The following is a 13,244-nucleotide window of genomic DNA, read 5'->3' as shown; positions in this document are numbered from 1 at the left end:
CGTCGTCGACGGGGGCGGGCGCCGCGCCGGGGGCCGGGCGGGGGCGGCCGCGTTCGTCTGCTACCTCGCGGTGGCCCTGTGGCTCAGCGCCCACGACCTCGTCTTCCCCGACGCGATGAGCCGGGTCGCGAACGGCTACTACGTCCTGTTCAGCCGGGATCCGCACCTGGCCGCCATCGGCTTCGTGTGGAACCCGCTGCCCTCGCTCGCCGCCATTCCGCTGCTCCTCGCCACGCCGCTGTGGCCCGCGCTGGCGTCCAGGGCGCTGGCCGGGTGCCTCGTCTCGGCGCTGTGCGGGGCCTGCTCGGTGGCGCTCATGCACCGGCTGCTGGGCCGGCTGGGCGCCGGCCCGGCGATGCGCCTCGTGCTCACCGCCGTCTTCGCCCTCCACCCGCTCGTCCTGCTCGGCTCGGCGGCGGGGGCGAGCGAGGCGATGCTCCTGGTGGTGTGCCTGTACGTGGCGGTCCACCTCGTGGACTGGCTGACCGGGGCCGATCCGTGGCAGCTCGTCCATGTGGGCGTCGGCGCCGGGGTGGCCTACCTCGTGCGCTACGAGGCGCTCGCGGCCGGACTCGCGGTCGGCGTCCTCGTGCTCGTCGTGAGCTGGCGCCGGTCGAGGGGCGGGAAGGGCGCCCCCGCCATGGCGCTCGTCGACACGGTCCTGGCGGCCGGGCCCGTCGTCGCGGCCTTCGGGCTGTGGGCGCTGGCGAGCGAGGCGGTCGTCGGCTCGTGGCTGGCGACCTTCGCGCCCCAGTACGGCAACTCGGCCCAGGTCGGGGCCGGGCGGGGGACGATCGACGTGGTGAGCGGCGCCGGGTCGTTCGCCCACCTGCGCTACATGGCCGAGCAGCTCGTGAACACGGCCCCGCTCGCCGTGCCGCTGGCGCTGGTCGGCCTCGTCGTGGCGCTGCGGCGCGGTGAGCGGGCCCTCCTGTCGCCGGTGTGCGTGCTCGGCTCGGTGCTCGCCTTCCAGAACCTCGTCTTCTCGTGCGGGATGTCCTTCGGCTGGCTGCGCTTCCAGATCGCCGCCGTCCCGCTCGGCGTCGCCGCCGCCGGCTACCTGGCCGGCGTCCTGACCGGCGGGGCCCGGCCCGGTCGTGCGCGCCGGGCGGGAGCCGCCGCCCTGACTCTGGCGATGGTCGCCTCCCTGCCGCTGGCCTGGAGGGCCGAGCGGAACCCGAGGCTGGCCCGCGAGGAGTCCCGGGCCGTCGACGTCGCGGCCGCAGGCCAGTACCCGATGGAGCGGCGCGTCGCCGCCGACATCGCGGCGATGGGCCTGGGCCGCGGCGCCGTCATCACCGACGTCGCCTACTCGTTCCCCGTCGTCCTGAGCGCCGAGGACCCGCGGGTCTACGTCATCACCGTCGACGGCGACTTCGACGCCCTCCTGGCGGATCCTCTTCTGAACGGGGTGTCCTACGCCCTCCTCGCCTCCCCCGACACGGCCCCGGCCGACGCCGTCGCCGAGCGCTACCCGGGCATGTGGGAGGACGGCGCCGGCCGGGCCGAGATGGTGCGGCAGTGGAGCGACGGCCGCGGGCTGACCTGGCGGCTGTACCGCTTCACCGGCTGAGACGGCGGCGGTTCCGCGGCGCGTGCCGGTGACCGCCCGGGTCCGGGGGCGGACTACCGTTGTGCGGGTGATGGATCGTCGGTGCTCGCGCAATGGCTGCAACGAGCGTGCAGTCGCCACCCTCACGTTCGCCTATGCCGATTCCACGGCCGTCCTCGGCCCGCTCGCCGTCTCCGCCGAGCCGGGAAGTTACGACCTGTGCGCGCGCCACGCGGAGTCGATGAGCGTGCCGAGGGGCTGGGACGTCATCCGCGTCGAGGCCCCGGACGGCCGGCCGCCGACCCCCGACGAGGACGACCTGCTCGCCCTGGCCAACGCCGTCCGCGAGGTCGGGCTGGCCGAGGAGCCGGCCCCGGCGGCGCCCGACGAGAGCGGCGTCGTCGAGCTGGCCCACCGCGGGCACCTGCGCGTCATCGCGGACCGGCGGCGCTGAGCACCGGGTCCGGCCGGCCCTCCCCGCCTGGTGGCCCTCGGCTCGTCCCCGATGATCCCCCGTCCCCGCGGGAGGAGCCGGGCCGTCCCCCTCCGCTGGTCTAGGGTGGCTGCCATGGTTCACGAGCTCAGCGAGGGCTTCCCCGCCCTCATCGCCTTCGACCTGGACGACACCCTCGCCCCCAGCAAGTCGCCCCTGCCGGCAGGGATGGGCGCCGCGCTGCGCGCGCTGCTGGCGGTGCGTCCCGTGTGCATCATCTCGGGCGGACAGTTCGGCCAGTTCAGGTCCCAGGTGCTCGACCGCCTGCCCGCCGACGCCGACCTGGGCGGGCTCCACCTCATGCCCACCTGCGGCACCCGTTACATGCGCTTCGTCGACGGCGCCTGGTGCGAGCTGTACGCCCACGACCTCGAACCCGACCAGCGGCGGGCCGCCATCGACTCGATCGAGCACCGCGCCGCCGAACTCGGCCTGTGGGAGCCCGACGGGACCGTCGACGGCGAGCGGATCGAGGATCGCGGCAGCCAGATCACCTACTCGGCGCTCGGCCAGGAGGCCCCCGTCGACGTCAAGAGGTCCTGGGACCCCGACGGCGCCAAGCGCGAGGCCCTGCGCGCGGCGATCGCCGGCGACCTGCCCGGCCTCGAGGTGCGGGCCGGCGGCTCGACCTCCATCGACATCACCCGCCGCGGCATCGACAAGGCCTACGGCATCAACCAGCTGTCCGCCCAGACCGGCATCCCGCTCACCGGGATCCTCTTCGTCGGCGACCGCCTCATGCCGGGCGGCAACGACCATCCGGTGCGCACCATCGGCGTGCCCTGCCACCAGGTCGCCGACCACCACGAGACGCTCGACTACCTGGGCGCCCTCATCCCCGTGCTCGCCGCCGGGCGCCGTCCCGGCGACGAGCTGCTCGACCTGCTCGAGCCCCTCGCCTGAGGCGCGCCGGGGGAGCCCGGTCGCGCCGAGGGGCGTCCGCGATGGGGCATCATGGACCCTGAACGCAACGAAGGAGCCAGCAGATGCCCGCTGAGGCCGATGTGATCCTGTCCCCCGATTTCCTGCAGATCGCGGCGTGCCCGAGCTGCCACGCCAAGCTCGCCGTCGACTACGACAGCAACGAGCTCCTGTGCACCGACACCGACTGCGGCCTGGCCTATCCGATCGTCGACGGCATCCCCGTGCTGCTCATCGACGAGGCCCGTCCGACCCCGTCCAGGTGAGCGGATGAGCGACTTCGACGACTCCCTGCTCGATGACCAGGAGGCCCTCACCCGCGTCGACGCGCCGCTGCGCGCCCTCGCCGGCACCGGCGCCCGCATCCGCATGGACGCGGCCGAGCTCGTCCGACCCGACCTCGGCCCCGGCTACCGCCCCCGCGGCGTCGTCATCGTCGGCCCGGAGTCGCGCCTCGTGCGCGCCCTGCTCGAGCCCTGCTGCCCGGTGCCCGTCGTGGCCTGGCCGTTCGCCGGGCTGCCCGCCTGGACCGGTCCGCTCGACCTCGTCGTCGTGCTCGCCGGCTCCGTCGGCGCCGGCCCGGACGAGGTCTCCAGCAGCGCCGAGGCCGTGCGCCGCGGCGCGGCCGTCATCGTCGCCGCACCCGCCGACTCGCAGGTCGCCCGGGCGGCCGACTCGTCCTCGACGGTGCGCATCCGCACCCGCAGCGAGGACGCCCTCGGCAGTGCCGTCGCGGCGGTGAGCATCCTGCACGAGCTCGGGCTGTGTCCGCCGGTGCGCCCGGGCGACGTCGCCGAGAGGGCCGACATGGTCGCCGAGGAGTCCAGCCCCTTCCACGACCTGTCCGACAACCCGGCCAAGGACCTGGCCCTGGCGCTGGCCGACGCCATGCCGCTCGCCTGGGGGGACTCGGTGCTCGCCGCCCGAGCGGCCCGGCGCGTCGCCGAGGCGCTGCGCCGGGCCAGCGGCCGTCCCGCGCTCGCCGCGGTGAGCGCCGAGCTGCTGCCGGTCATCGAGGGCGCGCCCGCCCACGACCCCTTCGCCGATCCCGACGACGGGCCCGCCCGGCTGCGCCCGGTCCTCGTGATCCTCGACGACGGCGAGCGCAGCCCGGCCGGCGACGAGCAGCGGGATCGTCTCGTCGCGGCGGCGGAGCTGCACGATGTGCGGGTGTGCGCCGTCCTCGCCGACGACGGGGGAGCGCTCGACCGCTACGTCACGCTCCGCCAGAAGGGCCTGTACGGCGCCGCCTACCTGGAGCTGGGCCTGTCCGGCCGCCGGCCCTGAGTCGCGCCCTCGCCCGACGCCGTGCCCGCGCCGGCCCGGCGGGCGCCGCTCCGGCGAGGGGGGACAATGGATGGCCGGTGCGCGGCGGCCCCGCGCCCATCTCCGATCCCCACGAGCGAAGGCCCTGACATCCATGAGTGAAGAAGGCGGCACGAAGGCCACCATCGCGGCGCTCGCCGCGAACCTGGCGATCGCCGCGACGAAGTTCATCGCCTGGCTCCTCACCGGGGCCAGTTCGATGCTGTCCGAGGCCATCCACTCGCTGGCCGACACCGGCAACCAGGTCCTGCTGCTCGCCGGCGGCCGGCGGGGCGCCCGCGGGGCCACCGCAGCGCACCCCTTCGGGTACGGGCGCCAGCGCTACATCAACGCCTTCCTCGTCTCGATCATCCTGTTCAGCGCCGGCGGCCTCTTCGCCCTCTACGAGGCGGTCCACAAGGCCTCCGAGGTGCTCGCCGGCCACGGGGACGAGCTCATGGGCTCCCGCTGGTGGTGGGTGCCCGTCGCGGTGCTGCTCGTGAGCGCCGTCGCCGAGTCGCTCAGCCTGCGCACCGCACTCCACGAGACCCGGGCCCAGCGCAGGGGCCGGGGCCTCCTCGGCTTCGTCCGCGCCACCAAGTCGCCCGAGCTGCCGGCCGTCCTCCTCGAGGACACCGCCGCCCTGGCCGGCCTGGTGCTGGCCCTCGTCGGCATCGTCCTCACCCTCGTCACCGGCAACGGCCTCTTCGACTGCATCGGCTCGGGTCTCATCGGCGTGCTCCTCGTCGCCGTCGCGGTCCTTCTCGGCCACGAGATGCAGTCGCTGCTGCTCGGCGAGTCCGCCGGCCCCGAGACCGAGTCCCGCATCATCGGGGCCCTCACGAGCACGCCCGGCGTCGAGGGCGTCATCCACATGAAGACGGTGCACACCGGCCCCGACCAGATCCTCCTCGCCGCGAAGATCGCCGTGACCCGCAGTGAGAGCGCCGAGTACGTCGCCGCCGTCATCGACGCCGCCGAGCGCACCGTGCGCGGCGCCGAGCCGCGCTGCGAGTACATCTACCTGGAGCCCGACATCAGGCGCTCCGGCTACCGACCGACGCGGCGCAGGTTCTGACCCTCCGGCCCGGGCTCAGCGGTCGGGGCCCTTGTCCTCGCCCGGTCTCATCTGCTCCCAGATCTCCTTGCAGGTCGGGCAGACGGGGAAGCGGTCGGGGTTGCGCGTGGGCACCCAGACCTTCCCGCACAGGGCCACGACGGGCGTGCCCATGACGAGCGCCTCGGTGAGCTTCGCCTTGGGGACGTAGTGGCTGAAGCGCTCCTCGTCGCCCTCCTCGTACGTGGGCTGGGTGCGCTGCCTGACGATGGTTTCCGAACCCGGTGCCAGCTGACTCATGGATTCATCGTCCCACACCCCGGCAAGGGTCGCGGGGCCCATCCCCCGGATCGCGGTCCGGGGGATGGGCCCCGGTGGGGCGCTGTGATGTGATGGGCTGCCATGACCACCGGAACCTCCGATCCGACGGGCCCCGGCGCGAGCCGGCTGCTCGTCATCGGCATCCTCACGGCCGTCCTCGCCACCGCGTTCGAGAGCTACGGCACGCTGACCGCCATGCCGTCCGCTGCCGCACGGTTCGGGCGCATGGACCTGTACGACTGGGCGTTCACGACCTTCATGATCTTCCAGGTGATGGCCATCGTCGTCGGTGGGCGCCTGTGCGACCGGATCGGTTCGGCCCCCCCGATGATCTGCGGGATGGCCGTTTTCGCGCTCGGCCTCGTCGGTGCGGGCTCCTCCGTGTCCGTGGGCATGCTGCTGGCCATGCGCGCCGTGCAGGGCCTCGGCGCCGGCCTCGCCAGTGTCTCCCTCATGGTGCTCATCGGCCGGGTCTTCGACGACGACCGCAGGCCGGCGATGATGTCGGCCTTCTCGTTCTGCTGGGTGCTGCCCAGCGTCATCGGCCCACCGGTCGCGGCCCTCGTCACCGAGCGCCTCGGCTGGTACTGGGTCTTCTGGGGCCTGCTGCCCGTCGTCGTCTTCGCCCTCGGCGTCAGCTGGGCGCCGCTGAAGCGGGTGCGCGGGCGGGACCTCGCCGCCATCGGCTCGGACGACGGCTCCGGCGACGCGCCGGTGCCGCTGTGGGCGGCCGGCGTCGCGGCGGCCGGGGCCGCGATGATCCAGTACGCCGGGCACCGCCTCGACCTCATGGCGCTCGTCGTCGCGCTCGCGGCCGTCGTCCTGCTGCGCCTGGCGATCCCCGCGCTCATGCCGGCCGGCTTCCTGAGCCTGGGCAGGGGGCTGCCCTCGGTCATGGTCACCCGCGGCCTCGGGAACGGCGCCTTCATCGCGTCCGAGACCTATCTGCTGCTCATCCTCACCCAGGAGCACGCCATCGCCCTGGGTCGCGCGAGCCTCATCCTGTGCACCGGCTCGATCGCCTGGGCCATCAGCGCATGGGCCCAGTCCCGACCGTGGCTGCGGGGCAGGCTGCGCCGCGACCGGATCATCGTCCTCGGCGCCCGGCTGTGCGCGGCCGGCATCGCGCTCATGCTCGTGTGCGTCCTCGTGCCGGCCCTTCCGGTCCCCGTGCTCGTCCTCGGCTACGGCACGGGCGGTTTCGGCATGGGCCTCATCGTGTCGAGCACCTCGCTGGCCGTCATGGCCCTGTCGGAGCCGGCGGCGCTCGGCCGGCACACCTCCTCGCTCCAGGTCTCCGAGGGCATGCTCACCTCTCTCATCACCGGCATCGCCGGCTCGGCCTACGCACTCGGCGCGGGCGGCGGCCACTGGCCCGTCGTCTTCGGCCGGGTGCTCGCCGTGACGACGGCCGCCGCCGTCGTCGGCCTCGTCGCGGCGCTGCGCATCGGGCCCGTGCACGACCCGGCCTGAGCGGTCCGCGCCGTTCCGGCGGCGGGGCGCCGCGGCATGGCATCCTTGAGGGCGTGAACGAAGATCCCCGCAATGACCACAGCCCGAACCCCGATCCCGGCGATCAGCGGACGGGCGATCCGCTGAGCGGCGGTGCCGGCGGACCGCAGTCCGCCCAGCAGCTGCCCCCGGCCGGCTGGTACGCGGACCCGCACCCGCAGGGCACCGGCCAGCGCTTCTGGGACGGCGCCCGGTGGACGCACCAGACGCGCCCCGACCCGGCCGCCGCCCCGGCGCCCGCCCAGCCCCCGTACGGCCAGGACCAGTCCCCGTACGACCCGTACGGCCAGGGCCGGCCCCCCTACGGCGGCTACGCCCCCCAGCCCGGCGGGTGTCCCCGGCCCCAGCAGGGCGACTACCAGAACCCCTGGCGCTCACAGGCCGGCTTCGGGTACCCGACCGGCCGCGTCACCGCCGACGGGGTGCGGCTCGGCGGCTGGGGCGCCCGGTTCGTCGCCCTCCTCATCGACGGCGTCCTGATGACCGTCCTCCAGGTCGTCGTGCTCCAGGTCTTCTTCGGCGACATCACCGACGCGATGCTGCGCTGGGAGCAGGACGTCATGTCCGCCGTCTCGAGCGGCTCGACGAACTACCCGAGCAGCCCGGCCGATCCCGTCTACGGGGTCACGGCCCAGTGGTACGTCTACGGGGTCCTCGCCCTGCTCCTCGGCTTCGCCTACTTCACGCTCCTCATGCGCTTCCGGGGCGCCAGCCTGGGCCAGCAGGCCATGGGCCTGCGCGTCGTGCCGGCCGAGCACGGGCGGGGCCCGGTCGCCCTGCCGTGGAGCACGAGTCTCCTGCGCAACGGCGTCTGGTACGCCGCCACTCTCGTGGGCTTCGTGCCGGTGACCCTCATCAGCCCCCTGGGGCCGCTGTTCCAGACGGTCGACATCATCTACGGCCTGGCCAACGGGAAGCGCCAGACCCTCCACGACCGGTTCGCCCGGACGCAGGTCATCTCGACCCGGCCCTGAGCCGCGCCCCGGCCCCGTGGGCGCCGTCGGCCGGTGACCCGCGCAGAGCGGGGACCCGCCCACGGCGCCGCGGCCGGTCAATGGTCCTGTCCCGCCCGCCGCAGGGACGCTCGCTAGGGTGGCCCCATGGCCCTGAGCGACCCTGCGTTGAATCGTCTTGCCGAGCTCTTCGGCATCTCCACCGAGTTCTGGGACTGGAAGGGCAACCGCGTCGACGTCACCCGCGAGACGGTCGTGAGGGTGCTCGCGGCGCTCGGCGTCGACGCCGCGACGCCGCAGGCCGCCGCCGAGGCGGTCCGGGTCCAGGCCGACAGACCGTGGCGCCGCGCGCTGCCGCCGGTCGTCGTCATGCGCGCGGGCGGCGCCTCGCGCGTCGACGTGCACGTCGAGGACGGCCGTCCCGCCCGGCTCCGCGTGCGTCTCGAGGACGGCCGGCTGCGCGAGCTGACCCAGATCGACAACTGGGAACCGGCGCGCCTCGTCGACGGGCGCATGGTGGGCGAGGCGAGCTTCGAGCTGCCGGCCGACCTGCCGCTGGGCTACCACCGCATCCAGCTGGTCTCCGACGAGCTGCGGGCGGAGACGACGCTCGTCGTCTCGCCGCCCTTCCTCGGCTTCCCCCGCTCCATGGGGGACCGGCGCGTCTGGGGTTACGCCGTGCAGCTCTACTCGGTGCGCTCGGCCGACTCGTGGGGCATCGGCGACTTCTACGACCTCGGCGCGCTGGCCGGCTGGTCGGCCTCGCAGCAGTACGCCGACTACGTCCTCACCAACCCGGTGCACGCGGCCGAGCCGGTCGAGCCGCTGGAACCCAGCCCCTATCTCCCGACGAGCAGGCTGTTCGTCAACCCGATGTACATCCGCCCCGAGGCGGTCGCCGAGTACGCCCTGCTCGACGAGACCGATCGCACCCGGGTCGAGGACGCCAAGGCGGAACTCGCCGGGCGCCTGAGGGGCGCCGAGCGCATCGAGCGCGGCATCTGTTGGTCGCTCAAGCGCCGCGTCCTGCGCATCATCTGGGCGGCCGGGCGCGACGACCACCGGCAGATGATGTTCGAGGCCTACCGCCGCCGCGAGGGCCGCATGCTGCGCGACTACGCCATCTGGGCGGCGCTCACCCAGGAGCTCGGGCGGGACTGGCGCCTGTGGCCGGCCGAGTACCAGCGACCGACGTCGCCGCAGGTGGACGCCTTCCGCGCCGAGCACGCCGACGAGGTCGACTTCCAGTGCTGGATGCAGTGGATCGCCTCGGTGCAGGCCGGCCGGGCCCAGCAGACGGCGCTCGACGCGGGCATGTCGGTGGGCATCATCACCGACATGGCGGTGGGCGTCAGCGCGGCCGGCGCGGACGCCTGGATGATGCGGGACGTCTACGCCGAGGGCGTGTCGGTGGGGGCCCCGCCGGACGCCTACAACCAGCTCGGCCAGGACTGGGGGCAGCCGCCGTGGCGCCCCGACCGCCTCGAGGACCTCGCCTACGCGCCCTTCCGCACGATGGTGCGCAACTGCCTGCGCCACGCCGGCGGCATGCGCATGGACCACATCATCGGCATGTTCCGCCTGTGGTGGGTGCCCGCCGGCTGCGGCCCCCGCGAGGGAACCTACGTGCGCTACGACCACGAGGCCCTCATCGGTATCATCGCTCTCGAGGCCTACCGCGCCCAGGCCATGGTCATCGGCGAGGACCTGGGCACCGTCGAGCCCTGGGTGCGCGAGTACCTCGCGGGCCGCGGCATCCTCGGCACCTCGGTGCTGTGGTTCGAGGAGGAGAACGGCCTGCCCCGGGCCATGGAGTCCTGGCGCGAGTACACGATGGCCTCGGTCAACACCCATGACCTGCCGCCGACGGCGGGCTACCTCGACAAGTCGCACGTGAGGCTGCGCCACGAACTGGGTCTGCTCACCGAGTCGCTCGAGGCCGAGGAGCGGGCGGCCGACGAGGAGCAGGAGCGCTGGATGTCCTATCTGCGCGACGCCGGGGCCCTCGACGGGTCCGTGGCCGACGAGACCGAGGCCAAGGTGCTCGGCCTGTACCGCATGCTCACCCGCACCCCGAGCAGGGTGCTCAACGTCACGCTCGTCGACGCGGTGGGGGAGCAGCGCATCCAGAACCAGCCCGGCACGACCGACGAGTACCCGAACTGGCGCGTGCCGCTGGGAGGGCCCGACGGGCGGCCGCTGCTGCTCGAGGAGCTCTACGCCATGGAGCGCCCGATGCGCCTGGCCGCCGTGCTCAACGGGTTCGCCCGGGCGCCGGCGCCGTGGGCCCGCGACCCGCTCGTCGAGTCGCGCCCCGTGGGGCGGCGCGGCTCCGGGTCCGGGGCCGCGGGGCGCGCCGGCGCGCGGCCGTGGACGGCGAAGAGGCGTCCGCCCTCCTCCTCGTCCGGCTCGCGGCGGGGCGGCCGGCGCCGCAGGCGCGGGCGGTGAGCCGTCGCGGGCCGACCACTAGCATGATCCCGTGAGCGGACGAATGGAACTGGGCCGGTTGCGCGTCCCACCGGTGCTGGAGCGCGCGGGCGTCGACGAGCTGCTCGTCTTCAGGGCGCCGCTGCGGCACCGCTTCCGTCGCATCGACGTGCGCGACGGCCTTCTCCTGCACGGCCCGGCCGGCTGGGGCGAGTGCTCCCCGTTCTGGGACTACGGGCCCGCCGAGTCCGCCGCCTGGCTGCGCGCCGGCATCGAGGCGGCCACGGCGGTCCTGCCCGCCCCGCGGCGCGCACGGGTGCCGGTCAACGTGACGATCCCCGTCGTCGGCCCGGCGGACGCCGCCGCCCTCGTCGCCGCCTCGGGCGGCTGCACGACCGCCAAGGTGAAGGTCGCCGATCCCCGCAGTGGGATCGCCGAGGACTGCGCCCGCGTCGAGGCGGTCCGCGCGGCGCTGGGCGCCGGCGGTCGCATCCGGGTCGACGCGAACGCCGCCTGGGGCGTCGAGGAGGCGGTGACCGCCATCGCCGAGCTCGACGCCGCGGCCGGTGGCCTCGAGTACGTCGAGCAGCCCTGCCCGGGCGTGGCCGAGCTGGCCGCCGTGCGCGCCCGGGTGGGCGTGCCGATCGCCGCCGACGAGTCGGTGCGCAGGGCCGAGGACCCGCTGGCCGTCGCCCGGGCCGGGGCGGCCGACGTCGTCGTCGTCAAGGCCCAACCGCTCGGCGGCGTGCTGCGCGCCCTCGACGTCGTCGAGCGGTCCGGGCTGGCCGCCGTGGTCTCCTCGGCCCTCGACAGCTCCGTCGGCATCTCGGTCGCCGCGCAGCTCGCCGGCGCCCTGCCGTCCCTCGACCACGCCTGCGGTCTGGCGACCGTCGAACTGCTCGACGGCGACGTCACCGCGCACCCGCTCCTCCCCGCCGACGGCGCGATCCCGGTCGTGCGGGCCTCGGTCGACGAGCCCGTCGGCCCGGCCGAGGCGCTGCCCGGCGGCCTCGCCGCGCGGTGGGCCGAGCGCCTCGACGCGATGTGCGGGAGGCTGCGGTGAGCGCCGCGCGGGCAGCGGCCGCCCCGGGCGCGCCCGACGAGAACGAGTCCACCCTTCTCGCGCGGCGCCTCGTGGGCGCCCTCGTCGCGGCCGGGGTCCGGCACGTCGTCCACTGCCCGGGATCGCGCGACGCGCCCCTCGCCTACGCGCTCGACGCCGCGGAGCGGGCCGGCTGGCTCGACGCGCGCGTCCATCTGGACGAGCGCGACGCCGCGTTCATCGCCTTGGGCATCGCCAAGGCGGCCCGGCTGGAGGGACGCTGCGAGCCCGTCGCCGTGGTCACGACCTCCGGCACGGCGGTCGCGAACCTGCACCCGGCCGTCGCCGAGGCGGACGCCTCGGGGACGCCGCTCGTCGTCGTGAGCGCCGACCGGCCGCACGAGATGTGGGGCACCGGGGCGAACCAGGTGACCCGGCAGAGCGGCATCTTCGGGCGCACCGTGCGCGACGCCGTCGACATCCCCGCTGGCTTCCCCCCCGACGAGCGTCTCGACGCCGCGGTGAGCCGCGCGCTGACGCTGGCCCGCGGCGCGCTGAGCGGCGACCCGGGCCCGGTCCAGCTCAACGTGGGGCTGCGCGAGCCGCTCGTGCCCGGCTCGCCGTGGCGGCCCGGTGCCCGTCCGCGGCCCCGCACGGGCGAGTGCCGGGAGCCCGCGCCCGCGCCCCTGGACCTTCCCGAGCGCACCGTCGTCGTCGCCGGCGACGGCGCCGGGCCCCGGGCCGAGGCGCTCGCCCGGGCGGGCGGCTGGCCCCTGCTCGCCGAGCCCGGCTCGGGCGCCCGCTTCGGCCCGAACGCCCTGTGCGACTACCAGCGGCTGCTGGACGGAGGGCCGGCCGAACGGATCGAGGCCGTCCTCGTGCTGGGCCACCCGACCCTGTCGCGGCCCGTCTCACGGCTGCTGGCCCGCCCGGACGTCCGGATCGTCGCCGTCGCGGACGGCTCGCGCTGGACCGACGTCGCCGGTCTCGCCCGGGTGGTGCCCGGGCCCGTCGAGGCGGTTCGGCGCCCGGCCGGCGGCTGGCTGCGGGCCTGGCGCGAGGCCGACGCCGGCCGGCGCGGCGTCCGCGGGCCCCGCGATGCGACGGGCCGCAAGGATGCGGTGGCCTCCGCCGTCTGGGACGCGCACTGCGCGCCGGGGGCCCCGGCCCTGGTGATCGGCGCCTCCGACGTCATCCGCTCCTTCGATCGCTGCGCCCGCCCGGCGGACCGGGCCCCGGCCGTCGTCTCGAACAGGGGGCTGGCCGGTATCGACGGCACCCTCGCCACCGCGGTGGGGGTCGGCATCGGGCTGGGCGGGCCGGTGCGGGCCGTCGTGGGCGACCTCACCGCCGTCCACGACGGGCTCGGCCTGCTGCACGGGGTCCACGAGACCGCGCCCGACGTGCAGGCCCTCGTGCTCGACGACGAGGGCGGGGCGATCTTCTCCCGGCTCGAGCACGCCCGCACGGCCGAGCCGGCCATGTTCGCCCGCTGGTTCACCACGCCCCAGGTCGTCGACCTCGGCGCGCTGGCGGCCGCCGTGGGGGCCGTGCACCGGGTGGTCGACGGCGCCGTGGAGCTCGCGCGGCTGCTGGCCGAGCCCGTCCGCGGCTGCTCCCTCGTCGAGGTGCCGCTGCTGGGCTGACGGGGCCCGGCCCCG

At 75.2% G+C, this 13,244-nt stretch carries 11 protein-coding genes and 1 pseudogene; 11 read left to right on the top strand and 1 reads right to left on the bottom strand.

Features of this window, described 5'->3' with window-relative positions; genetic code table 11:
• The 6 genes from K336_RS15470 to K336_RS0108405 form a co-directional block, all read left to right on the top strand.
• On the top strand, positions 1 to 1,573 hold a 1,573-nt coding region (locus K336_RS15470; RefSeq protein WP_051245547.1), incomplete at its 5' end, for an ABC transporter.
• Positions 1,574 to 1,643: 70 nt separating this feature from the next.
• Positions 1,644 to 2,006 carry a DUF3499 domain-containing protein gene (locus K336_RS0108425; RefSeq protein ID WP_043150614.1) on the top strand — a complete coding sequence of 121 codons (363 nt, stop codon included), beginning with the start codon at positions 1,644 to 1,646 and terminating at the stop codon, positions 2,004 to 2,006.
• A 114-nt stretch (positions 2,007 to 2,120) separates the two neighbouring features.
• The gene (locus K336_RS0108420; RefSeq protein WP_028706778.1) at positions 2,121 to 2,948 is read left to right on the top strand and encodes an HAD-IIB family hydrolase; all 828 of its coding nucleotides are present in this window, start codon (positions 2,121 to 2,123) and stop codon (positions 2,946 to 2,948) included.
• An 83-nt stretch (positions 2,949 to 3,031) separates the two neighbouring features.
• A complete protein-coding gene (locus K336_RS0108415; RefSeq protein WP_021797503.1) occupies positions 3,032 to 3,232 on the top strand; it encodes a Trm112 family protein in 201 nt (66 codons plus the stop codon).
• A gap of 4 nt (positions 3,233 to 3,236) precedes the next feature.
• Positions 3,237 to 4,253 carry an SIS domain-containing protein gene (locus tag K336_RS0108410; RefSeq protein ID WP_028706777.1) on the top strand — a complete coding sequence of 339 codons (1,017 nt, stop codon included), beginning with the start codon at positions 3,237 to 3,239 and terminating at the stop codon, positions 4,251 to 4,253.
• 133 nt (positions 4,254 to 4,386) lie between these two features.
• Positions 4,387 to 5,349 carry a cation diffusion facilitator family transporter gene (locus K336_RS0108405; protein ID WP_021798270.1) on the top strand — a complete coding sequence of 321 codons (963 nt, stop codon included), beginning with the start codon at positions 4,387 to 4,389 and terminating at the stop codon, positions 5,347 to 5,349.
• 15 nt (positions 5,350 to 5,364) lie between these two features.
• Here K336_RS0108405 and K336_RS0108400 read toward each other — a convergent pair whose 3' ends face one another.
• Positions 5,365 to 5,628 carry a DUF3039 domain-containing protein gene (locus tag K336_RS0108400; RefSeq protein ID WP_028706776.1) on the bottom strand — a complete coding sequence of 88 codons (264 nt, stop codon included), beginning with the start codon at positions 5,626 to 5,628 and terminating at the stop codon, positions 5,365 to 5,367.
• Positions 5,629 to 5,730: 102 nt separating this feature from the next.
• Here K336_RS0108400 and K336_RS15465 point away from each other — a divergent pair, with 102 nt between their 5' ends.
• From K336_RS15465 to menD, 5 genes and pseudogenes are all read left to right on the top strand, one after another.
• A complete protein-coding gene (locus K336_RS15465) occupies positions 5,731 to 7,122 on the top strand; it encodes an MFS transporter (RefSeq protein ID WP_051245546.1) in 1,392 nt (463 codons plus the stop codon).
• Positions 7,123 to 7,175: 53 nt separating this feature from the next.
• Positions 7,176 to 8,135: an RDD family protein gene (locus tag K336_RS0108390; RefSeq protein ID WP_021798271.1), complete on the top strand. Its 960-nt coding sequence runs from the start codon at positions 7,176 to 7,178 to the stop codon at positions 8,133 to 8,135.
• 126 nt (positions 8,136 to 8,261) lie between these two features.
• Positions 8,262 to 10,373 (top strand): annotated as a pseudogene (gene malQ, locus K336_RS15460) (4-alpha-glucanotransferase); the annotation flags it as partial.
• 232 nt (positions 10,374 to 10,605) lie between these two features.
• Positions 10,606 to 11,604, top strand: a complete 999-nt coding sequence (locus tag K336_RS0108380) for an o-succinylbenzoate synthase (RefSeq protein WP_226906101.1) — start codon at positions 10,606 to 10,608, stop codon at positions 11,602 to 11,604.
• Positions 11,601 to 13,229, top strand: a complete 1,629-nt coding sequence (menD, locus tag K336_RS0108375; protein ID WP_233418745.1) for a 2-succinyl-5-enolpyruvyl-6-hydroxy-3-cyclohexene-1-carboxylic-acid synthase — start codon at positions 11,601 to 11,603, stop codon at positions 13,227 to 13,229. The genes K336_RS0108380 and menD overlap by 4 nt, the downstream gene beginning before the upstream one ends.
• Positions 13,230 to 13,244: the final 15 nt, after the last annotated feature.

The sequence above is a fragment of the Propionibacterium acidifaciens DSM 21887 genome (genome assembly GCF_000426605.1).
GTDB classification, from domain to species: domain Bacteria; phylum Actinomycetota; class Actinomycetes; order Propionibacteriales; family Propionibacteriaceae; genus Propionibacterium; species Propionibacterium acidifaciens.
The sequence above is the reverse complement of the archived record's forward strand: the minus strand, read 5'-3'. Positions and strand labels throughout refer to the sequence as shown.

Excerpts from the sequence above, each read along its gene's own strand:
- K336_RS0108380 (WP_226906101.1), top strand. The coding sequence starts at position 10,606 with ATGGAACTGGGCCGGTTGCGCGTCCCACCGGTGCTGGAGCGCGCGGGC.
- K336_RS0108425 (WP_043150614.1), top strand. The coding sequence starts at position 1,644 with ATGGATCGTCGGTGCTCGCGCAATGGCTGCAACGAGCGTGCAGTCGCC.
- K336_RS0108420 (WP_028706778.1), top strand. The coding sequence starts at position 2,121 with ATGGTTCACGAGCTCAGCGAGGGCTTCCCCGCCCTCATCGCCTTCGAC.
- K336_RS0108410 (WP_028706777.1), top strand. The coding sequence starts at position 3,237 with ATGAGCGACTTCGACGACTCCCTGCTCGATGACCAGGAGGCCCTCACC.
- K336_RS15465 (WP_051245546.1), top strand. The coding sequence starts at position 5,731 with ATGACCACCGGAACCTCCGATCCGACGGGCCCCGGCGCGAGCCGGCTG.
- K336_RS0108415 (WP_021797503.1), top strand. The coding sequence starts at position 3,032 with ATGCCCGCTGAGGCCGATGTGATCCTGTCCCCCGATTTCCTGCAGATC.
- K336_RS0108405 (WP_021798270.1), top strand. The coding sequence starts at position 4,387 with ATGAGTGAAGAAGGCGGCACGAAGGCCACCATCGCGGCGCTCGCCGCG.
- K336_RS0108400 (WP_028706776.1), bottom strand. The coding sequence starts at position 5,628 with ATGAGTCAGCTGGCACCGGGTTCGGAAACCATCGTCAGGCAGCGCACC.